At 61.8% G+C, this 21638-nt stretch carries 16 protein-coding genes and 1 pseudogene; 14 read left to right on the top strand and 3 right to left on the bottom strand.

The annotated features are described in order from the left end of the window. Positions 1 to 282 precede the first annotated feature (282 nt). Genes FFI16_RS12395 through FFI16_RS12385 form a run of 3 tightly spaced genes read left to right on the top strand, consistent with a single transcriptional unit; the run spans position 283 to position 6407 of the window. Positions 283 to 1167 carry an ABC transporter ATP-binding protein gene (locus FFI16_RS12395; protein ID WP_138817593.1) on the top strand — a complete coding sequence of 295 codons (885 nt, stop codon included), beginning with the start codon at positions 283 to 285 and terminating at the stop codon, positions 1165 to 1167. Continuing rightward, complete coding sequence (locus FFI16_RS12390) at positions 1164 to 4226, top strand: hypothetical protein (protein ID WP_138817594.1); 3063 nt, start codon at positions 1164 to 1166, stop codon at positions 4224 to 4226. The genes FFI16_RS12395 and FFI16_RS12390 overlap by 4 nt, the downstream gene beginning before the upstream one ends. 33 nt (positions 4227 to 4259) lie before the next feature. After that, entirely contained in the window at positions 4260 to 6407 is a 2148-nt protein-coding gene (locus tag FFI16_RS12385) for a TonB-dependent receptor (RefSeq protein ID WP_138817595.1), read from the top strand. 54 nt (positions 6408 to 6461) lie between these two features. Here the strand turns inward: FFI16_RS12385 and FFI16_RS12380 are convergent, their stop codons facing one another. Next, complete coding sequence (locus FFI16_RS12380) at positions 6462 to 8528, bottom strand: TonB-dependent receptor (RefSeq protein ID WP_138817596.1); 2067 nt, start codon at positions 8526 to 8528, stop codon at positions 6462 to 6464. A gap of 331 nt (positions 8529 to 8859) precedes the next feature. Between FFI16_RS12380 and FFI16_RS12375 the strand changes: the two genes are divergently transcribed. The 5 genes from FFI16_RS12375 to FFI16_RS12355 all read left to right on the top strand — a co-directional run bounded on the left by FFI16_RS12375 (position 8860) and on the right by FFI16_RS12355 (position 13286). Next, entirely contained in the window at positions 8860 to 9744 is an 885-nt protein-coding gene (locus tag FFI16_RS12375; protein ID WP_256666249.1) for an AraC family transcriptional regulator, read from the top strand. 31 nt (positions 9745 to 9775) lie between these two features. Further along, a complete protein-coding gene (locus FFI16_RS12370; RefSeq protein ID WP_138817597.1) occupies positions 9776 to 10621 on the top strand; it encodes a DUF1460 domain-containing protein in 846 nt (281 codons plus the stop codon). Positions 10622 to 10688: 67 nt separating this feature from the next. Then, the gene (gene gcvA, locus FFI16_RS12365; RefSeq protein ID WP_138817598.1) at positions 10689 to 11585 is read left to right on the top strand and encodes a transcriptional regulator GcvA; all 897 of its coding nucleotides are present in this window, start codon (positions 10689 to 10691) and stop codon (positions 11583 to 11585) included. Between the two features lie 82 nt (positions 11586 to 11667). Further along, entirely contained in the window at positions 11668 to 12495 is an 828-nt protein-coding gene (locus FFI16_RS12360) for a DMT family transporter (protein WP_138817599.1), read from the top strand. Positions 12496 to 12524: 29 nt separating this feature from the next. Continuing rightward, positions 12525 to 13286 (top strand): SDR family oxidoreductase, encoded by a 762-nt coding sequence (locus FFI16_RS12355; protein WP_138817600.1) that lies wholly within the window; start codon positions 12525 to 12527, stop codon positions 13284 to 13286. A gap of 37 nt (positions 13287 to 13323) precedes the next feature. Here FFI16_RS12355 and FFI16_RS12350 read toward each other — a convergent pair whose 3' ends face one another. Continuing rightward, on the bottom strand, positions 13324 to 14292 hold the full coding sequence (locus FFI16_RS12350; RefSeq protein ID WP_138817601.1) for an AraC family transcriptional regulator: 969 nt from the start codon (positions 14290 to 14292) through the stop codon (positions 13324 to 13326). A gap of 102 nt (positions 14293 to 14394) precedes the next feature. Between FFI16_RS12350 and FFI16_RS12345 the strand changes: the two genes are divergently transcribed. From FFI16_RS12345 to benD, 6 genes and pseudogenes are all read left to right on the top strand, one after another. Then, positions 14395 to 15645 carry an MFS transporter gene (locus FFI16_RS12345; protein WP_138817602.1) on the top strand — a complete coding sequence of 417 codons (1251 nt, stop codon included), beginning with the start codon at positions 14395 to 14397 and terminating at the stop codon, positions 15643 to 15645. Between the two features lie 191 nt (positions 15646 to 15836). Continuing rightward, positions 15837 to 17276 carry an ATPase domain-containing protein gene (locus tag FFI16_RS12340; protein ID WP_138817603.1) on the top strand — a complete coding sequence of 480 codons (1440 nt, stop codon included), beginning with the start codon at positions 15837 to 15839 and terminating at the stop codon, positions 17274 to 17276. Positions 17277 to 17299: 23 nt separating this feature from the next. Next, the gene (locus tag FFI16_RS12335; RefSeq protein ID WP_138817604.1) at positions 17300 to 17665 is read left to right on the top strand and encodes a response regulator; all 366 of its coding nucleotides are present in this window, start codon (positions 17300 to 17302) and stop codon (positions 17663 to 17665) included. A 180-nt stretch (positions 17666 to 17845) separates the two neighbouring features. Further along, on the top strand, positions 17846 to 18304 hold the full coding sequence (locus FFI16_RS12330; protein WP_138817605.1) for an Hsp20 family protein: 459 nt from the start codon (positions 17846 to 17848) through the stop codon (positions 18302 to 18304). Between the two features lie 145 nt (positions 18305 to 18449). Then, a complete protein-coding gene (locus tag FFI16_RS12325; protein ID WP_138817776.1) occupies positions 18450 to 20258 on the top strand; it encodes an ABC transporter ATP-binding protein in 1809 nt (602 codons plus the stop codon). A gap of 83 nt (positions 20259 to 20341) precedes the next feature. Further along, a pseudogene (gene benD, locus FFI16_RS30785) lies at positions 20342 to 20551 on the top strand (1,6-dihydroxycyclohexa-2,4-diene-1-carboxylate dehydrogenase); the annotation flags it as partial. Positions 20552 to 20595: 44 nt separating this feature from the next. Here benD and FFI16_RS12315 read toward each other — a convergent pair. After that, on the bottom strand, positions 20596 to 21510 hold the full coding sequence (locus tag FFI16_RS12315) for a LysR family transcriptional regulator (RefSeq protein WP_069787568.1): 915 nt from the start codon (positions 21508 to 21510) through the stop codon (positions 20596 to 20598). Between the last annotated feature and the right edge of the window lie 128 nt (positions 21511 to 21638).

The raw sequence follows: 21638 nt of genomic DNA, 5'->3' as shown, positions 1-21638 counted from the left end.
ATCGCTAGGGCCCGGGCCGGGGTTGGCCCAGGCGCTGGGGCAGGCAATTGCATGGGAGAGGATGCTAGTCATTCTCATTTTGGCGACTACCCGGATCGAATCGTTTTAGCCCCGTATCCGTTTGCCGTGATGGGAGGATGGCGATGCTGAGATGGGGCCAAAAGCTGTTTGCGGCGCGGGATGCGGTTGGAAAATGACTTGAATCGGGTAGAGCCGCGTCTGCGGCCTTGACTACCGTCGCTCGCCGCCCTCTTGCAGGGCACGTCCTTTATGGAGCAGCGGATGTCAGTCGATTCAGGTTTACAAGTGCGCGGCCTGCGCAAGCGCTACAACAACGGCGTCGAAGCCTTGCGTGGCGTGGACTTGAGCGTGGGGCCGGGCATGTATGGCTTGCTCGGCCCCAATGGCGCAGGCAAAAGCAGCCTGATGCGCACCCTGGCGACCTTGCAGCAGCCGGATGCGGGCAGCATTACCTTGGATGGCGTGGATGTATTGGCCGATGGCGATCACCTGCGGCGCCGCCTGGGTTACCTGCCACAGCAACTGGGCGCGTATCCGGGGGTGAGCGCGCGGGATTTGCTCGACCGTTTTGCCTGGCTCAAGGGCCGCACCGACAGCCGCCAGCGTCGCGAGGAAATCGAAGCGCTGCTGCAAAAAGTCAACTTGCAGGACGCCGCCCACCGCGCGCTGGCGACTTATTCAGGTGGCATGCTGCGCCGGTTCGGCATTGCCATGGCGCTGGTGGGTTCGCCACGCCTGCTGATTGTCGATGAACCCACGGCGGGCCTCGACCCGGCCGAACGCAACCGCTTTCATCGGGTGCTGGCCGATGTGGCGGCCGAATCCATTGTGCTGCTCTCGACCCATATCGTCGAAGACGTCGAGAACCTGTGCAGCCGCCTGGCGGTGCTGGCCGGCGGGCAGATTCTGGTTGAAGGGCGCCCGGGCGATCTGCTCGGCGCCGAACAGGGCCGGTTATGGGAAGCCTCGTTCGGCCGCGGCGAGCCGTTGCCGGCCGCCTTGCATGTGGCCGCAAGTCCCGAGGGCAGCCGTGTGATCGTGCATGGCGAACGCCCCGCAGACCCGCGCTTCACCGCCCATGCGCCGCGCCTGGAGGACATCTATTATCTGGCGCTGGCCCAGGCCGGTGAGGCCATCGCACCATGAATAGCCTTGCGGTAGTGATGCGTGAAGCCTGGGTAGAAGCACGCGCCGGGTTGCGCAGCGGCATTCCTTTGCTGGTGTTCCTGGGGCTTACCGGCTATTTGCTGATGTCCCTGACCAATGCCGATTACGTGCAGAAAATGGGCGCCAGCGATATCGCGCGCAATGCGCCGAGCCTGATTTATCTGATGTCGTGCGGCTGCATGTTTTTTCTGTTTTTTGCCTGGGCCTGGGTGTTCGCCCAACCCGCGCTACGGGACCGCAAGGCGCAGTTGGAAGAAGTCCTGCTGGCCTTGCCGGTATCACTGCCGGCGCTGTTGTGGGGGCGCTTTATCGGCGCGGCGCTGGTGGGCGGTGTGCTCGCCAGCTCGTTGATCGTCGGGTTCTTGGTCAGCCCGGTGTTGGGCTGGCTTGGCTGGGTGCCGCCGGCCAGCATCGGTGCGCCGATGTGGTCGGCGCTGGGTTTTGCCTGGGTGGCCTTGTTGCTGCCGGTGAGTACCGGCATTGGCGCGCTGTATTACCTGCTGGCCTTGCGCAGCCGTGGCCTGGCCGCGCCGTTTGGCCTGGCCACGGTGTTGATGCTGCTGTGGATGTTCGCCGTGGTGGTGCTCAAGGGCGGGCACATCAACCCACTGCTGGCCGCCAGCCTGGACCCCTCGCTGTTTACCTTTGCCCAGGCCCAGGTGGAAACCTGGAGCGCGGCGCAAAAATCCCAAGCGCTGTTGGCGCTGACACCGGGGTTCTGGTTGAACCGGGCGTTGTGGTGCGGGTTGCCTTTGCTGGTGCTGGCGGTGGTCCTTGCACGCACGGATCGTCAAGGCTTGATGGGGCGGCGCAGCGGCGCGGTGCTGGCGGAGCCGCCGATGGCGCTGGCGAGCAACCTGCGCTTGCCTGGCCCGCTGACCGCCAGCCAGTGGCCGCTCGCGCTCTGGTGCGAGGCGCGCTGGCAGGTGCGGCAATTGTTCGCGCGGCGTATTTGCTGGGTGGCGTTAGGCTTGCTGCTGGCGATGGGCGTGCTCAGTGGTTTTGTGCATGGCGTATGGCATGCGCGCGGGCCGATGGTGCCGCGTGCCGACCTGACGTTGCCGTTGCTCTCGAGCGCGTTATTTCTGGTGATCGCGTTTATCGTCGCGGCCCTGGTGGGCTTGGTGTGTCGGCGCGATGACGTCGAAGGCTTGGGCGCGATGTTGCAGGCCACACCGGCACCGGCCTGGCTGCGCTTACTGGGGCGGGTCGCCTGTGTGCTGATGGCCACACTGGCGCTGGCGCTGGTGCCGGGCATCGCCAGCTTGCTGATCAGTGCGATGGCCGCACCTGACAGCCTGGCGCCGGGTTTTGTCTTGATCTACCAGGCGCTGGTGTTCGCGCCGCCGCTGCTGGAACTGGCGATGCTGACGGTACTGGTACACGCCTGCGTGCGGCGTTCGGGGCTGGCGTATGCAGCGTCCATGCTGCTGACGTTTTTCCTGGTGCTTAACCATGAGTTGGGGCTGGTCACCTATCCGCCGTACGCCATGGCGATTCCTGCGCACGTGGCGGCGTCATTGCTCACGGGCTGGTCGCCGTGGTTGCCGTATATCGGCACCTTGGCCCTGTGGAAACTGGCGGGCTGCGTGGTGATGGTCGGCCTGGCCGCGTTGGCGTTGCCGCGCGGCCCGCAGCGCCGGCGTCTGGTTGAGGTGCGTCAAGGCTTGTTCGGTTTGCCCGGTGCGCTGTTGGCCTTGGGCGGCATCGGCTTGCTGGGCAGCGGCGTGTTGCTGCACCGGCAGCTGGTGGAGCAGGGCGATTATCGCTCGGTGACCCAGGCGCGTGCCGAGCGTGCTGACTGGGAGCGGCGCTGGTTGCCTGGGGCCAGCGCCTGGCAGGTGGCGGGTGGTCGCTTGCAGATTCATGTCGATTCAGCAGCACGGCAAGTGCAAGGCCAGTGGACGCTGGAGGCAGTGGTGGCCAGCCATTTGGACGCTGAGTTGCCGCCCGGCCTGCAGGTGACGGCGGTCAGCGTGATGGATCGCCCCGCAGCCTTTGAGCAGGCCGGAGAGCATCTGCGCGTGCCGCTGGGCGACTGCGCGGCGCGCGGTTGCAGTGTGCAATTGAACTGGCATGTCAGCGCCAACGGCTGGCGATCCGAAGGTGAAGCGTTCTGGCTCGGCCCCCAGGGTGTATGGCTGGAAGCGCGCCGCGTGGTGCCGCGCCTGGGCCTGGACAGTGAACGGCTGCTGCGTTCGCCGGTGCAACGTGCCGAAGCGGGCCTGACGCCCGAGCCGCCGCAGTTGCCGGCGGGTTCGGCGGTGTCCGTAGAGGCCGTGGCGCCGGCGGGGGATTGGCATTGGCAGGTCGAGATGGATGGCCAAGCTTTCAACGGCAGCAGCGACGGGCCACTGGACTTTGCCTACGGCGGGCCGTTGGCTACAGATGCCAGCCGTCAACAGACGGCCGCGCAGATACACGAAGACCTGGACCTGATGAGTGCCTGTGTGGCGCGGCGCCTGGGTAATCCTGTGAGCGCCGTGCAACTGCGCCAGTGGCCCACGGGTATGGGCACAAGCCGTTTGAGCCACGGCCATTTATTGCTCAGCCAGTCGCCGGACTGGGACGTGGCGCCGGTGGGCGTTGGGCGCTGGACGCGGCGTGCGCATGTCGCCGAACTGCTCGCACGCCAGCAGCTTATCGACGCCAGCGACCTGCGCCAGGCCCCCGGTTACCTGTGGTTGAGCGAGGGCGTGGCCACTGCGGTGGGGCTGTTGTGTGTGGGCGACACCGACGGCGCTGATGCCCGCGCAACCCTGGTGAAACTGCTGGCCGAGGACCTGACCCGCGCCTTGGGCAACGACGGCGAACCCATCGCCACCCTGGCCGATGCCCGCGCAAACGGCTGGGCCGCGGCCTACGCACCGTTGGCCAGCCTGGATTGGGTGGCCACGCAAACCCCTGCACAACTGACGGCGATGACCGCCGCTGTCCGCAACGGCCAGGGATGGCCCGCCGCAATCCAGCCATTGCTGGGCGCACCCAGCGATCAGGTGATCGCCACCGCGCTCAAGCGCTGGGGGCCTGCGCCATGAATTTGAACCATCCCTGCCTTTTGGAGCTTTCCCATGTCACCTGAACTGTCAATCCAGCCGCTGCGCCGCCCGCTCGGCTGGCGCGCCAATGTACTGACCCAGACCCTGGCGCTGACGTTATCCAGCCAGATGTGCGCGGCCTACGCCGCCGACTATCAACCGCCTGCCAGTGCCAATGCCATCGAGTTGGCACCGGTCACCGTGAGCGCACGGCTTAACCAGGAAAGCGCCAAGGACATTCCCTTTGGCCTGTCGGTGCTCGACGGGCAAACCCTGGAGACCCGGCGTTTGCGCACCCTGGAAGATGCGCTGCGCACCACGCCTGGCGTGGATGTGAACTCCTGGGGCGGCGCCAATGACGCCAACGTGCGCATCCGTGGCGTGGGCTCGCTGAACCAGATGAGCATGGACGACGGCTCGGTGGTGCTGAATGTGGACGGCGTGCCGATGTCGGTGCGCAACGCGGCGATGGCGACCCTCGACGTCCAGCAAGTGGAGGTGCTCAAAGGCCCGCAAGGCACGTTGTTCGGGCGCAACAGCGAAGCGGGGGCGATCAACGTGACCACGCGTAAACCCACCCGTGAGGTCGAGGGCTATGTGCGCGGTGAAGTCGGCCAACAAGGCCAGTTCATGACCGAAGGCGCAGTGGGTGGACCGTTGACCGACACTTTGGCGGGGCGCATCGCGGTGCGGCGCAGTGGGTTTGATAACTGGGTTGACGACCAACAGGACGGCGACCCGCTGACCAAGCCCCGCGACCTGGCCCTGCGTGGCAGCCTGCTGTGGGACAACGACCAGGGCACCACCGGCCTGCTGACCGCGGAGCGCCAGCGCGCCGACCACTACGCTGGGCTGGAGATACTGCGCCCCTTCGGCAACCGCCCGAGCCTGGATTACACACCGGGCACGTTCAACGGCAACCAGAAGACCAACGAGCGTTACTCCTTCGAACTCAACCATGACCTGGCGCAGGCGCGAATTACCTCGATCAGCGCCTATACCAGCACCGACTTTAACGCGGTCAAGGGCTACGATCGCAACATCACCCGAGCGCTGTATGGCTCACCGTTTGAGTACCTGATCGAAGATTCGGCCCATGAGCGGGTCTGGAGCCAGGACCTGCGCCTGGGCTCGTTGGCGGATGCCGAGGTGTTCTGGGTCACGGGGCTGAACCTGTCGCGTTCCGAGCGCAGCTTCGATTCCGCCAACTTTACCAACGGCGCCCAGCAGTTGCGTGACTTCAGCACCAACAGTTATGCCGCCTATGGCGAGGTGACGTTCCCGATTGCCGAAGACTGGAAACTCACCACCGGCTTGCGCCATACCTGGGACCGCAAGACCTACGGCGCCGATTATTCCAGCGCCGGCAACCTGGTCAGTGACCACCGGCGTTTACAGGACAACTACAGCACCGGGCGCGTGGCCCTGAGTTACGCCTGGACACCGCAGACCAACCTGTACGCGGTGCTGTCGCGGGGCTACAAATCCGCAGGGTTTAACGATTACGCCACGTCGATCAAAGACAGTGAGCCCTACAAGGCGGCCAAGGTGAACTCCGCCGAAGTCGGCTTCAAGCATGAGAGTGCAGGCGGCGAGCTGAGCCTGGAAGGCGCGCTGTTTATCACCCGTGTGCAGGATGACCACCTGCTCGGTTACGACTTCAAAAGCCTGGCCGTCAGTGCGGTGAATGCCGACACGCGCAGCAAGGGCGCCGAGTTGTCGAGCACCTGGCACGTCACCGATGAGCTGACATTGGGCAGTGCCGTGACCTATACGAATGCGGTCGTCACCTCGAATGCGCCGGGCGTTTCCGGCGGTGATGTGGCCGCGGGCAGCCGGATGCCGGATGTGCCGTTGTGGAGTGGTAATTTCAGCGTCGCCTGGAACAAGCCCCTGGGCGCGCTGCTGGGCTTGCCGGCACCGCGGCTCAATACCTTGCTCAATTGTCGCGTGCAGAAACACCGCCCGGCCGACCCGCAGAATCACTATGACCTCAAGGGTTACGCCAAACTCGACCTGCATGTGGGCGTGGAGAGCGGCGGCTCTGAGGTTTACCTGTGGGGCGATAACCTGCTGGATGCGCGGTATGACCTGTATGGCGCCTATTCCACCGACCAGGTTTTAACCGGCATGCCAGGGCGCGGGCGCTCGGCGGGTGTGGGGTATAGCTACACCTTCTAAACCGCTTTGTGTGGCGAGGGAGCTTGCTCCCTCACCACAGGGGTTTAAGCAGGATCAGAACTGGTAGGTGTAACCAACACCCAAGGTGCGCCGCCGTGCCGGCGCGCCGTAGGCCACCGGGTCACTGTAGAAACCGTAGGTGTCGTAGGTCTGGTTCAGCAGGTTGTCGGCGAAGGCATAGACTTCGCCAAACTGGCTTTCCAGGCCTGCGCGCAGGTCGAGTTTCTCGTAGCTGTCCAGGTTGAAGTGGTTTTGCGGGTCCGCCGTGCGTTCGCCCACCAGGTGGTAATTGAGGCTGGTGTTGAGGGTGGTTTCGCCGAGGCTGGCGAAGCTGCCCAGCGGGTGTTTCCAACTGGCGTTGAAGTTACCGCTCCAGCGCGGCACATCCGGCGTGCGGTTGCCGGCGGCGACATCTCCTGCCTGGATGCCTTGCACGCCACTGGTGATCCTGGCGTCGAGGTAGGTGGCGCTGGCGGCCAGTGTCAGGCCGTAGTCGAAACGCCAACTGCCTTCCAGTTCGGCGCCACGGGTGCGGGTGTCGGCATTGAAGGCGTTGGTGGCGAAGGTGGCAGCGTCGTAGCCGAGCAGGTGATCGTCGTGTACGCGGGTGTAGAACAGTGCGCCATTGAGGCTGCCGCGACGGTCCTCAGTCTCGCTTTTGAAGCCCAGTTCGGCGGCCTTGCTGACGGCAGCCTTGTAGGGCTGGCTGTCGCTGACCTGCGATGCATAGTCATTGAACCCACCGGACTTGTAACCCCTGGCCAGTTGCACGTAGACGTTGGTCTGCGCGGTGAGGGCGTAGCTCAGCGCGGCGCGGCCGGTGCCATAGTGATCGGTCAACTTGCGTGAATCATTCACGGCACTGGAGCCGGCCCCGGCACCCGCAAGGTACTCGCCGTTGTAGGTCTTGCGATCCCACGAATGGCGATAGCCGGTGGTGAGTTTCAGGCGCTCGCTGAGTGGGAAGGTGACTTCGCCGTAACCCGCATAGGTGGTGGTGGTGAAGTCGCGAAACTTGGCACTGGCGGTGCCGTAGGTATTGCGCGGGGTGTCGTAGCTGCGGTTGTTGTGGCTGGCGGCAACGCCCGCGACCCAGAACACCTCGGAGTCGGGCAGGGAACTCAGGTGCAGGTCCTGGCTCCAGTTGCGCTCGAAGGACTTGTCCACCACCCAGAACTCGCTGGGCGTGCCGTACAGGGCGCCCATCAGTTTGCTGTCGTAGGCAATCAAGCCTTCGAAGTCGGCGGTGGAGGTGGCGGTGGTGGAGGTCAGGCGGCTGTTGGCGAAGTCGTGATCGACCTTGATCGTGTAGCGCTCGGTGGTTTTGTCGTTGTCATCGAACAAACCACGCGTCAGGTCCAGGCTTGGGTGGCTGCCATAGGGGCGCAGTACCAGCGAGTTGGTGGCGCGTTCGGTCTGCTGGCGTTCGGCGCTGAACAACACGTGGGTGTCGTCGTTGAGGTCCCACAGCAGGCTGCCGCGATAGGCTTCGTTGCGTGGTTTGGTGATGGGGTGGTGAGTCTGGTCGTTGTCGATCCAGCTGTCGTAGCCGGCACGCCGCACCGCCAGGCGGCCACTGAGGCTATCGCTGAGCGGCCCGCCGATCGCGCCTTCGGTGAGGAACTGGCCTTTCCCACCGACTTCACCACGCACATAGCCTTCCAGTTCGCGGGTGGGTTGGCGGGTGGTGATGTTCACCGCGCCAGCCTGGCCAATCGCACCGGACAGCGTGCCCTGCGGGCCTTTGAGTACCTCAATGCGGTCGAGGTCGAGCGTACCGAAACCCAGGCTGCGCGATGACACCGGCACGCCGTCGATATTGAAGGCCACCGAGCTGTCATCCATCGACATCTGGTACAGCGAGCCGACGCCACGGATCAATACGTTGAAGTCATTCGGCCCACCGGAAGAGTTGACGCTGACCCCGGAGGTGTTGCGCAGGGCGCTTTCCAAGGTGTCCAGGCGCTGAGTGCGCAATTGCTCGCCGTTGATAACACTGAGGCTGATCGGCACTTCCTTGGGATCTTCCTGTTCCATGCGCGCCGTCACCGTTGAGGCCGGCAGTTGCAAGGGTTCAGTGGTGCTGGCGGCGAAGACCGTATTGGCCAGTGTCAAGCTCATGGCTATTGTTATAGTATTACGTTTGTAGCAAGATTGGCGGGTAGCCGTCGTGTTGCATCGTGCAGACATGATGGGACCTTGAGTGAGGATTCTGATCGGCGCGCGTTGCGCTGGAGCAGCGGCGAATGGGCGAAGCCTGTGTGGCGCGCCAAATGCTAATAATTATCAATTGCGCAGATCTACCCCGATGTGATCTGATTCGAGCCGTATCCGGTCAACCAGGAGATTTACGATGTCAGCCGTTCAAGGAGGCGCAGGGGAGCCGATGCCGGTCTCGCGAATCATTACGGGAGGCTATGGGGGCGACTTCGGCCCAGGAGCGCAATGCCGAGTGACCCGCGTCACATTGCAGGACGGCTTGGACATCGTGCGCTGGCAAAGCACGTTCGAGCAGCCGGTCGAGTTGCCTTTGCAGGACGACAGCGAGTGCATCCATTTCAGCTTTACCAATGTGCTCAAAGGCAAGGCCGCGTGCAGCTTTCGCGATGGTCGCCGGCAACGTCGCTACGCGATTGACGAAGGCGCCGGCAACATCAGCTTTGGGCGTTGCCGCCATGGCCTTTATCACCAGCACGGCGAAATCGACAACATCACGGTGATGATCCGCCCCGAATTGCTTGCACAGTGGGAGTTGACGCTGGACCCGCTGCTGCACAAAGCCCTGGCGTGTGAGCACTGCTTCCTCGACGGCCACCGCAGCGGTGAAATGAGCGCGACCGCGCACATGCTGGGCATGGCGATGGGGCAGGGCAGCGAACTGCCGCCGACCCCGCCGCGCAGCAGCCTGTGGCTGTATGGGCAAAGTGTCACGCTGGTAAGTTTATTCCTGGAGGCGCGCCAGGACGCCACCTGCACCTGCCGGGTCAGCCACACCGACCGGCAGCGCCTGGTGCGTGCCCGCGACCGCTTGCTCGAAGACCTGGGCAAGGCGCCGAGCTTGTCCGAGCTGGCGCGCGAATCCGGGCTGAGCCAGCCCAAGCTGACCCGCGGCTTTCGGCAATTGTTTGCCAATAGCGTCTACGGCATGTTTCAACAGACCCGCATGATCCAGGCGCGCAGCCGCTTGATGAGTGGCAATGAATCAGTGATGCGCATCGCCTCGGACCTGGGATACGCCAACGCCAGCCATTTCGCCACCGCGTTTCGCAAGCAATTCGGGATCAACCCGTCGATGCTCAAAAATGGCGGCAGAGGCAAAGCGCTTTCAACGCTATGATCGGATGCCCTTTGGATAAGTGATGAGTTAGATGCGTACACCTTTTTTTGTTTTTGTGTTGGTTTCGATGGGGTTGGCGGGGTGTGGTACGTCGGGGGCAACCACCGGTAATCACGCGGTTGAACATCAGCAGGATGCATCGCTGGCACCCGCTGCACGCCTGGACCCTTACACCGCCGGGAAGCTGAATGCGATCCTGCAAGAGCGTCCAAACTACCGGCTGCTTGGCACCGGCCAACAGATCGGTCTTATCTCGGAGGCCTTTTTAGGCACGCCCTATGTTGCCAACAAATTGCAGGGTTCACTGAACACGCCCGAACAGTTGGTGGTTGATTTCAGAGGCCTGGATTGTTTTACCTACCTGGATTACGTCGAGGCCTTGCGGCAATCGACCGCCCTATCGGACTTTCTGAAAAATCTGCTGCGCACACGTTATGTAGATAGCGATATCGGTTTCCTGAACCGTAAGCACTTCTACACCGATTGGGCCTACAGCGGCACGTACACGCCGGCTGAAGACATCACTGCGCAGGTCAGCGCCCATGCAGTTCGCAGCGAAAAACTCCTCAATCAAAAAGCCGACGGCAGTGCCTACCTGCCTGGCCTGCCCGTGGTCCCGCGCACAGTGACCTACATCCCTGCCGGCTTTATCGATAAGACGGTCATCAAGCGCCTGCACGAGGGCGATTTTATTGGCATCTATACGCCCCTGGCCGGGCTGGATGTGACCCATGTGGGGTTCTTTATCATGACCGATAAAGGCCCCGTGCTGCGCAATGCGTCCTCGCATTCAGGCAGTCAGAAGGTGGTGGATTCGCCGTTTCTGGCGTATGTGGCCAATACACCGGGGATTGTTGTGCTGAGGGCGAAGGAGTAGATGTTGGCGGCTGCATGAGCTAACGTTCATGCACGCGCTTTTCCGCTAACTCGCTGGATACCGCCCTATGAGAGATCTGCCGCCCACTGCGACCTTGCGTGCTTTTGAAGTTGCGACCCGCCATCCGACGTTTACAGCCGCCGCCCAGGAGTTGCATGTTACGCAAAGCGCGGTCAGTCACCAGCTCAAGCATCTGGAGGCGCTTTGGGGCGTGCAGTTGTTTGAGCGTGGCAAGGCGTTACGCCTCACGGCCGCCGGGGCTACGCTGGCGCCGATCGTGCGCGAGTTTTTCATCAGCCTGGAGGCGACGTTGGGTGACTTGCGCGAGCAAAAGGGCAGGGTTCGACTCAGCGTCAGCACCACCTATTCCTTCGCGCTCAAATGGTTGCTGCCACGCTTGCCACGTCTGGCTCGTCAGCACCCCGAGCTGTTGGTCTCGCTGGACACCACGGATAAAGTCATCCATTTCTCTCGCGGCCAGGCAGATGTTGCGATCAGGCTCGGCAAGGGCAATTACCCGGGTTTACATTCGGAGTTCCTGTTTGGGGAGCAAGTATTTCCTGTGGCCAGTCCCGATCTGCTGCGACGCGTGGGGATGCCGCAGAGCCCCGCAGACTTGTTGCACTTGCCGCTGCTGACGCGCGATGGCGCCGAGTTGGTGCCGAAGTGGGAGGCGTGGTTTGAAACCGTCGGCTTGGCCTATTTGCCGCTCAAGGAGAGCGTCAGGTTTGGCGATACCAACATGACGGTCGAGGCCGCCTTGCTCGGCCAGGGCGTTGCATTGGTGCGCAGCGGGCATGTCGAGAATGAAATCAGCGATGGCCGTTTGGTGCGGCTGTTCGATATACCGCTGCCATCGCCGCTGGCTTACTACTTCGTCTGCCCCAAGGGTATCGAAGCGCAACCGCATATCGCCAGCTTTCGCCAATGGCTGGTCGGCGAGGCGCTGAAAGTACAGGCGTAGATCAGTGAATTATGAGTTTTTGCTCATGCTGCAATGAGGAGACTTCGCTTTAGCCCAGGCTTAGGATTGCCTACAGTGGCGCATGCCTATTCATCTTATCTTCCTCGTGCTGTTCGCCGCGCTCCTGCATGCCAGTTGGAACGCGCTGCTGCGTAGCGGCGCGGATCGGCTGTGGTCCATGACGGTGATGTGCATTGCCATCGCCATCGCCAGTGTCGTTGCTGCACCCTTCATGGCGCCTCCCGCGATTGAAAGTTGGGGCTACGCGCTGCTGTCGGGGTTGCTGCATGTGGGCTACAACCTGTTTCTGGTGCGCAGTTACCGGGTCGGCGACCTGGGGCAGGTTTATCCGATTTCACGTGGATCGTCGCCGGTGCTGATCACCTTCGGTGCCGCCGTGTTTGCCGGAGAAAGCATCACGCCCGGCCAGTTACTGGGTATTGCGCTGGTCTCAGGCGGGATTATTTCGCTGGCCTTCAGAGGGCGCAGTCTGTCGGTTCCCAGCTTGCCCTATGCGCTGGGAACGGGCGGCTTTATCGCGGCCTACAGCGTGGTCGACGGCATCGGTGCGAGGCTCTCCGGTGCGCCGCTTGCCTACACGGTGTGGATGTGCGCCCTGTGGGGCGTGCTGATGCCGCTGGTCTATATCGGCCTGCGCGACACCCGCAGCTTGTTCACCGTGCGGCCCGGAACAGTGACCGCGGTGGTCGGCGGGCTGGTGTCTTTGCTCGCGTATGGAATGGTCATCTACGCCATGAACGAAGCGCCCCTGGGCGCGGTATCCGCACTGCGCGAAACCAGCGTGCTGTTTGCGGCGTTGATCGGCTATGCGTTTCTCGGCGAGACCCTCACTACACGCCGAATACTGGCGTGCATGGTGATCGCCAGCGGCACTCTCATCATCGGCTGATACAGCCAACGGCTCAGGAGCTATGTTTAATGGATAACGTCTCGCAGGCACCGCTGATTCTCATCACGGGTGGCAGTCGTGGAGTGGGGGCAGCCACCGCCCGGCTGGCCGCCGAAAGAGGGTATGACGTGGCTATCAGCTACGTTGCCAATGAGTCCGCAGCGCTGGCCGTGGCTGCGGATGTAGAAGCAATGGGGCGCAGGGCGTTGGCGATGCGGGCCGACAGTGCCGACCCGCAACAGGTGGCCGACTTGTTCGCGGCCATCGATCGCAGGTTCGGACGTATCGACGTGCTGGTCAATAACGCCGGGACGCTGGCGCCTCAGTCTCGCCTGGAAGACCTCGGCTTTGAGCGGATGCAGCGCATCTTTGCGGTCAATGCCATTGGGCCAATACTCTTTGCCCAACAGGCGGTGAAGCGTATGGCTTATCGCCACAACGGTCCGGGCGGTGTGGTGATCAATGTCTCTTCGGCCTCGGCGCGCCTCGGCAGCCCCAATGAGTACGTCGACTATGCGGCGTCAAAGGGCGCGTTGGAGACATTCACCATCGGCTTTGCCAAGGAGGTGGCGCGCGAAGGCATACGCGTCAACTGTATTCGCCCCGGGCATATCTATACCGACATGCATGCCAGTGGCGGTGAGCCGGGGCGGGTCGATCGGGTCAAGGATTCGATCCCCATGGGGCGCGGTGGTCAGCCAGAGGAGGTGGCGCGCGCGATTCTATGGCTGGCGAGCGCGGAGGCATCCTTCGTTACCGGTACATTCCTTGACGTGACGGGCGGTAAATGAGCCAGAGGCACGGACCATCGGCTGCTTGCGCTTGGTTTCAAGTAACAGCGGGCTGCCTCACCTTGCGACTCAAGCCTGGTGTCTGGCCAGTAATGCGCTTGAATGCACGACTGAAGGCAGCCTGGGAGGTATAGCCCAGGCGCTGCGCCACCTCTTCAATCGGCAGCCTTTCGAGGGTCAGCCACTGGCTTGCAAGGCGCATTCGCAGTTCGGTGACATAGCGCAGCGGGCTCATGCCGATGGTCACTTGAAAGCGCTCCGCGAACACCGAGCGCGAGGTGTTGCAGTGCTCGGCCAACTGCGCAACGGTCCAGTCGCGACCCGGTTGTTGGTGGAGTGCAAGCAGCGCACCGGCCAGGCGTGGATCGCGCAAGGCGGCGACCAGGCCAGAGGCATTGCCGCAAGCGCACTCGACCCAGCCGCGAACGACCATGGCCGCCACCACGTCGGCCAGTCGCGCGAGGATACCGGCGAAGCCGACACGGGCGGCGCTGACCTCGCGTTCCATGGTGGCGAGGATCGGCACCAGCCCGGGGTAACGCTGGCCACCGGCATCAATCAGCATCAGGCCCGGCATCAGCCGACCAAGACCATGGATGCTGCCCAGCTCAAACTCCATGCAGCCGCTGAACACAATCGTGCTCGGCGTGGGGCTGCCATGGGTGCCGGTATCCACCGCGCTGACGGTGTCGCCGAGGGGGGCGCGGTCTAAACGGTCGATGTCTTGAACAGGCACGTCCGTATGGGAAAGCAGTTGATGGGCCGCGCCATGGGCAATAAACACGGCGTTGCCGGCAGACAGCGCGTAGGTGGTCCCATCCTCCATCCGCAATACCGCAGTGCCGACGGCCATGAAGTGGAACCAGGCATGCCCGGGTTTTTCCGCGAAGCCCAAACCAAAGGTCGGGCCCGTTTGGATACGCCGGTATTCGACCCCGCGCAGGCGCATGCCGCGTAGCAGTTCGTTGATGAGATCCGAGGAGAGCGCAAACTGATCTGTAGGCATCGTTCAGGTGTTTCAGTCAAAAACTAGAGACTTTAGATCATAGATCATCCGGATTCCCGCGCCTAGACTGCGGCTCGCAATGAAGATTGGGAGATCCGTGCAATGACTGACTATGTGTGTAATACCGTTTCCGACTGCCATACCGGCGTCGACTCAGACCTGGAACCTGCAACCCCCGCGTGGTTGGCAGTATTTTCGCTGGCAATGGGGGTGTTCGGCTTACTGACCGCTGAGTACCTTCCGGCCAGTTTGTTGACGCTGATGGCGACTGACCTGGGCGTGTCCGAAGCGCTGGCTGGCCAGGCGGTAACGGTGACCGCAGTGGTGGCGCTGTTTGCCGGCTTGTTGGTGCCAGGCCTGACCCGTGGCATCGACCGTCGTTGGGTGTTGCTGGGTTTTTCGACGTTGATGGTCGCCTCCAATCTGTTGGTCGCCGTTTCCTCCAGCTTTGCGGTGCTGTTGTTGATGCGCATCTTGCTGGGCATTGCCCTTGGCGGGTTCTGGAGCATGGCGGCGGCAGTAGCGATGCGCCTGGTGCCGAGTGCCTTGTTGCCTCGGGCGTTGTCGATCATTTTCAGCGGCATTGCCATCGGTACGGTCGTGGCAGTGCCGCTGGGCAGCTATCTGGGTGGGCTGTATGGCTGGCGCAGTGCGTTCTTTGCCGCGGCGGCGGTCGGCATGGTCACTCTGGCTTTCCAGGCGTTCACGCTGCCGCGCCTGGCGCCGCGCCGGCCGGCACGCCTGCGCACGGTGCTCGAGGTGTTACAGCGCCCGGGCATCGCCATGGGGATGTTCGGTTGTGTGCTGGTGCACAGCGGGCACTTCGCGATGTTCACCTATGTTCGGCCATTCCTCGAGGGGACTACGGGTATCGGCGCCCAAGGGCTGTCACTGATGCTGCTGGGGTTTGGCGTCGCAAACTTCGTCGGCACGCTGTTGGCCGGCAGGCTGCTGGAGCGCTACCCGCTGGCCACGCTGGTGTTGATGCCCGCGCTGGTCGGCGTTGCAGCACTGGCGTTGGTGCTGTTGCCGGCCTCGGTGCCGGGGCAGGCGCTCCTGCTGGCGATCTGGGGCCTGGCTTTTGGTGGTGTGCCGGTGGCGTGGTCGAACTGGGTCGCCAGCGCGGTGCCTGACCAGGCGGAAAGCGCCGGGGGCATGGTGGTGGCCTCGGTGCAGTCCGCCATTGCAACAGGCGCCGCCGCTGGCGGTGCGGTGTTCAGCCTCGGTGGCAGCGCAGGCGTATTCGTCGCTGCGGCCGTACTGATGCTGTTGGCCGCGTTGCTGATTGCGCTGCGTGTCCGCGTGCCTTCTGCCCATGGCATTCGCCAGTCCAAGCCCGCGTTGCACCTTTGATCCGGTTTGCCAAACCGTTTCGAACCCGTCCGTAACACCTGCGAATGGGGGCATGGGGAGCGACGATCTGGGATTCCATCCGCGCTGATTCGCCCACCGTGCTCCAGGTCTGAATGGCTCTAAAACGTAAATGGCGTTAGCATTCCCATTATTGGGCTTAAACAGCCTGTTTTTCAGATCAGGGTCGCATTGTGGAAAAGCTAAAACGCCTTCAAAGTGGAATCGAAGGGCTCGACGCTCTGCTCAAGGGAGGGCTGGTCGCGGGCGCCTCCTACATAATCCAGGGGCGACCGGGATCTGGCAAAACGATCCTGGCCAACCAGCTTGGGTTCCATCATGCGAACAATGGAGGCCGGGTTCTGGTCGCCACACTGCTGGCCGAGTCACACGACCGTCTGTTTCAGTTTCTTTCTACTCTGAGCTTTTTCGACGCTTCCAAAGTGGGTGCCGACATTCAGTTTGTCAGCGCGTTTGACACTTTGGAAAACGAAGGGCTGGACGAGGTAGTGAAACTGCTTCGGCGCGAGATAAGTCGCCAAAAAGCTACAGTGATGGTGGTGGATGGCTTGCTCAATGCTCGCTCAAAAGCCGACTCGCACATCGACACCAAAAAATTCATTTCCGAGTTGCAAGGGCACGCTGCTTTCGCGGGTTGTACGGTGCTGTTTCTCACCAGCTCCCGTCTTGACGACGGCAGCCCTGAGCACACCATGGTTGATGGCGTGATTGAAATGGGCGAAGAGCTATTTGGCACTCGCTCGGTACGTCGTATTCAACTGCGTAAAACTCGTGGCAGTGGAGCCATGACAGGCCTTCATGAGTGTGAGATTACCGACAATGGATTGGTGGTTTACCCTCGTCTCGAAAGCCTTTATAGCCACCCGTCCGCCCCCGACAGCGCCGACATGACGCGTATTCCCAGTGGCATTGGTTCGCTGGACGGCATATTGGGGGGCGGCCTTTACAGTTCCAGCGTGTCTCTGGTCATGGGCCCCTCCGGTATTGGTAAAACGACGCTGGGCCTGAAGTTTCTGGCCGAGTCGACGGTGGATGCTCCGGGACTGCATTTTGGCTTTTATGAAAGCCCACAACGGTTGCGACTCAAAGGCCAATCATTGGGTATCGATATCCAAGGCATGGAGGACAGCGGCGCCCTGAGCATTGCCTGGCAGCCTACTACCGAGGGGTTGCTGGATGGGTTGGGCGCACGCCTGTTGAGTCTTGTAGAAGAAAAGGGCATCAAGCGCCTGTTCATCGATAGCCTCAGCGGTATGACCCGAGTCTCTACAAACCCGGCGCGAATTACTGACTTCTTGAGTGCGCTGATGAATGAGCTGCGATGCCGGGGCGTAACCGTATTCGCATCCTGGGAAATGCGTGATCTATTTGGCTCGGAGGTCAGCGCGCCAAACTCTGACCTGTCCAGCATCGTCGATAACTTGATGCTGATGCGTTTCTCTGAGAATTCCTCTGAACTAAGCAGGACGCTTTCCATTCTTAAGGTACGAGATAGCTCTTATGACCCCTCCAGATTTGAGGTTGTCATTCAAGATCGAGATGTTTTCCTGAAAAAGGCTTCGAGACATGAACCTTCAGTCCCCACTGAGACATCGCCCGGTTCAATTTCTTAAGCTTTTGAGTGGGTTGAATTAACATGACCACCATTCTGGTCGTCGACGACGAGTATTTGATCGCTGACATTCTCAGCTTCGCACTGGAGGATGAAGGGTTCATGGTGGTGACTGCCAGCAATGGTCGAAAAGGACTGGAAGTGCTGGATAGAGAAAGGCCAGCCTTGATCATCACCGATTTTATGATGCCCGTTATGGATGGCCTGGAATTCGCCACAGCCGTTCGCGCCCTCCCTTGCGCTAATCAATTGCCGATCATCTTGATGAGCGGAGCTCAGGCACATATCGGCATGCAGAGATCGGATCTGTTTGATGCGGTGGTGGCGAAGCCATTCAACATCGACTTGATTATTGCCGAAGTTAAAAAGCTGCTCGCCTCTGATCAGTGAGCACTGCATCTACCTGCCCGGAGCCACGTGGGATCGGGCTCCGCTAGCCCGAACATCGCGTTGAAAAATTTTTTTCGAGAGACTCTTGAAAACGTTTTGGTAGTACCTATTTTCGGTTCTACGCGATGCCGCAATCGGGTCGCGTCTTAAATCACTTGGAGAACACTCAGGAGATTTACTATGGCTACTACTCTTTCTTTGGCCCCTCTGTTCCGTCAGTCTGTGGGTTTTGATCGCTTCAACGACCTGTTTGAATCGGCGCTTCGTAGTGAGGCCGGTAATACCTATCCACCGCATAACGTGGAGAAGCATGGTGATGATCAATACCGCATTGTGATTGCAGTGGCAGGTCTTACTGAGGAGGACATAGACATTCAGGTTGAAAATGGCGTATTGATCGTTTCTGGTGGAAAACGTGAAAACGACGAGAAGGTGACTTACCTTCATCAAGGGATAGCGCAACGCGCCTTCCGCTTGTCGTTCCGGCTGGCTGACCATATCGAAGTGCAAGGTGCATCGCTCACCCATGGTCTGTTAGCCATCGAGCTGCTTCGGGTTATACCCGAAGAAGCCAAGCCAAAACGTATCGAGATCGGTACTGCCGGCAAGCCAGACCAGCGTCAAGTAAGCCTGCAATAATTGTGTTCAAGGCGCTCTGCGGAGCGCCTTTCTTTATTCTGTTTTAATCAGTCTCCCGTTGCCTCGCCTTTAGATGTGCGTAACGCCATCGCCTGCCATAATCCACCCGTCTCACCCCAGCCCCCACACGGAGTCCATGCCATTCATGGTGCTGTTGAATCGATTGAGCGCGTTTTCCATCCAGGCGCGCAGGGCACTGAGGTTGGTGTGGGGGACGTCGCGTCCCTTATTCATAGGCCTGCTGCTGGCCACCATCGTTGCCGGTCTGTTGCCTGCGCTGGCGGCCTGGATCGGCCAGCGTATTGTCGATGGCGTGGTGCACGCGATGCAGATTCATGCAGCCGGCAGCCAGGCGCCCGTGTGGCCAGTGATGCAGTACGTGCTGGCCGAGGCGGGCGTGTTGGCGCTGCTGGCCGCCGCCCAGCGCGCGTTGTCAATGCAGCAATCGTTGCTGCGGGTGCAGTTGGGAGTGAAGGTCAACCTGATGATTCTGGAGAAAGCCCAGACCCTCTCGCTCCTGCAATTTGAAGACGCCGAGTTCCACGACAAGCTGGTGCGCGTGCGCCAGGGCGCGTCGACACGGCCGCTGAGCCTGGTCACCAAGGGCCTGGGACTGGTGCAGAACCTGATCTCGCTGATCAGCTTTGCCGTGCTGTTGGTGCACTTTTCGCCGTGGGCGCTGGTGATTCTGGTGGTCGGCGCCTTACCGGTGTTCTTCGCCGAGACGCATTTCTCGGGCAATGCGTTTCGCCTGTTCCACCGGCGCGCGCCCGAGACCCGTCAGCAGAATTATCTGGAATCGCTGCTGTCCCACGAGACCCACGCCAAAGAGGTCAAGCTGTTCGGCCTGGCGCCGCTGTTCCTCAAGCGCTACCGCGACAACGCCCGGCGTTTGTACACCGAAGACCGCCAGTTGACCGTGCGCCGGGATGCCTGGGGCTTTGCCCTGGGCCTGCTGGGCACCGTAGCGTTTTATGTGGCTTACGCCTGGGTGGTGCTGGACACCGTGCGCGGCCAGACCAGCCTGGGCCAGATGACCATGTACATCGTGCTGTTCAAGCAGGGGCAAAGCGCGATCACCGCCAGCCTCAGCGCGATTGCCGGCCTGTATGACGACAGCCTGTTTTTGTCGGACCTTTATGAGTACCTGCTAACCCCCGTGGTCGTGCCACGTGGCCAGCTTACCCAGGGCGCGCGTCCCGGCGACGGGCTGCGCTGCGAGCACGTGGGGTTCAGTTACCCCGGCGCTGAGCGGCCGGCATTGACTGACATCAACCTGCACTTGGCGCCGGGGCAAAGCCTGGCGCTGGTGGGCGAGAATGGCTCGGGCAAAACCAGCCTGATCAAACTGCTCACGCGCCTGTATACCCCACACGAGGGGCGCATTCTGCTGGATGGCAGCGACTTGCAAGACTGGGATGAACAGACACTGCGCCAGCGCATTGGGGTGATTTTCCAGGACTACATCCGCTACCAGATGACCGTCGGCGAGAACCTTGGCGTGGGTGACGTCGATGCGCTGAACGACGAGGCGCGCTGGCGCACTGCCGCAACCCAGGGGGTGGCCGCCGAATTCATCGAGCGCCTGAGCAGGGCCTACGGCACCCAGTTAGGGCGCTGGCTGGGCGGCCAGGAGTTATCGGGTGGGCAATGGCAGAAAGTCGCCTTGTCACGCGCGTATATGCGCCAGGAGGCGGACCTGCTGATTCTTGACGAGCCGACGGCTGCGCTGGACGCCGGCGCCGAGGCGGCAGTGTTCGAGCACTTTCGCGAACACGCCAAGGGCCGCATGACGTTGTTGATTTCCCATCGATTCTCCAGCGTGCGCAATGCCGACCACATCATCGTGCTGGATGATGGGCGAATCCTGGAGGAGGGCAGCCATCATCAGCTGATGGCGGCGGGTGGGCGCTATGCCGAGTTGTTTGATGTTCAGGCGCGGGGGTATCGCTAGGACCCCGACGCACCGCTGAAACCCTGGCGCAGAACGCCCGACAATACCTCCAGGGCGCCGAAGCCTGCGCGGTGCCGGACTACGTCGGCGGGACGCTCTGGGCCAAGCCTTTCGAGCATTACGCCGAGGCTAAAATCGAGGCCGAAGTGCGCCGCTCGCTGTTCCCTACCTTGTGGTGCTGTCATTGCGTGGCTGGAGCAGGGCGCGGCCTGAATGCCTTGACAGCCTGTCTGGCCCTGGAGACTGCAGCAGCGGGATTCGCGTCAACGCCACGGCGCATTCCGCGCAACAGTGGAAAAGGCAGAAATGATGAGATGAAAAGCCTGCCAGAAGACGCTTAGAGACTGTCAGGGTCCCCAAAAAACATCTGAATCCGCGACCGCAACCACCGCTCCCCCGGATCATTATCCTGCGACCCACGCCACGCCATATGCAGCTCAAACGTGCGCACTGGCAACGGTGGGTCTTCGGCGCGCAAACCGCCCGCTGCGGTCAGTGCCTCGGCGGCGTAGTCCGGCACGGTGGCGAGGATGTCGGTGCCGGCCAGCAGCGTGCCTAGGCCATTGAATTGCGGCACGGCCAGTACCACGTGGCGTTTGCGATCGAGTTTTTCCAGCTCTTCATCAATAAACCCGCTCAGGTCGCCCGCGAAGGACACAAGGGCGTGAGGGCGGGCGCAGAAGTCGTCCAGGCTCAGGGAGCCGGGCACGCTGTCGGCGCGCAGCAGTTTCGGCAGGCTGCGGCGCAGCACTTTGCGTTTGGCGTTGGCCGGCAGGTCGGCGGTGTAGCTGACGCCGATGGAAATTTCCCCGGAAGCGAGCAGGCCTGGCATCAGGATGTAGTTGACGCGGCGCACCACCAGCACAATGCCGGGCGCCTCGGCGCGCAGGCGCTTGAGCAGTTGCGGCAGCAGGGCAAATTCAACGTCGTCGGACAGGCCGATACGGAACACGGCGGTGCTGGTGGCCGGGTCGAATTCGGCGGCGCGGCTCACGGCGGTGGAAATCGAGTCCAGGGCCGGGGAGAGCAGGGCGAAGATTTCCACGGCGCGTGCCGTCGGCTCCATGCTGCGCCCGGTGCGCACGAACAGCGGGTCATCGAACAGCCCGCGCAGGCGCGACAACGCCGCGCTGATGGCCGGCTGGCCAAGGAACAATTTCTCGGCAGCGCGGGTCACACTGCGCTCATGCATCAAGGTTTCGAATACGATCAAGAGGTTAAGGTCGACACGACGCAGGTCGTTACGGTTCATCTTGTGTCCTGGAAGAGTCAGCAAACTTGACGTGAGCGGCCACATGTTAACAATGACCGGCATGAATCTTACGGGGAAAGGCTGGTACTCTGCACCGGATAATTCAGTTTTCCTACGATACTTGAGGC

The sequence above is a fragment of the Pseudomonas sp. KBS0710 genome (genome assembly GCF_005938045.2).
Lineage (GTDB): Bacteria > Pseudomonadota > Gammaproteobacteria > Pseudomonadales > Pseudomonadaceae > Aquipseudomonas.
Note: the sequence above shows the minus strand (reverse complement) of the source record. Positions and strands in the feature narration are given on the sequence as shown.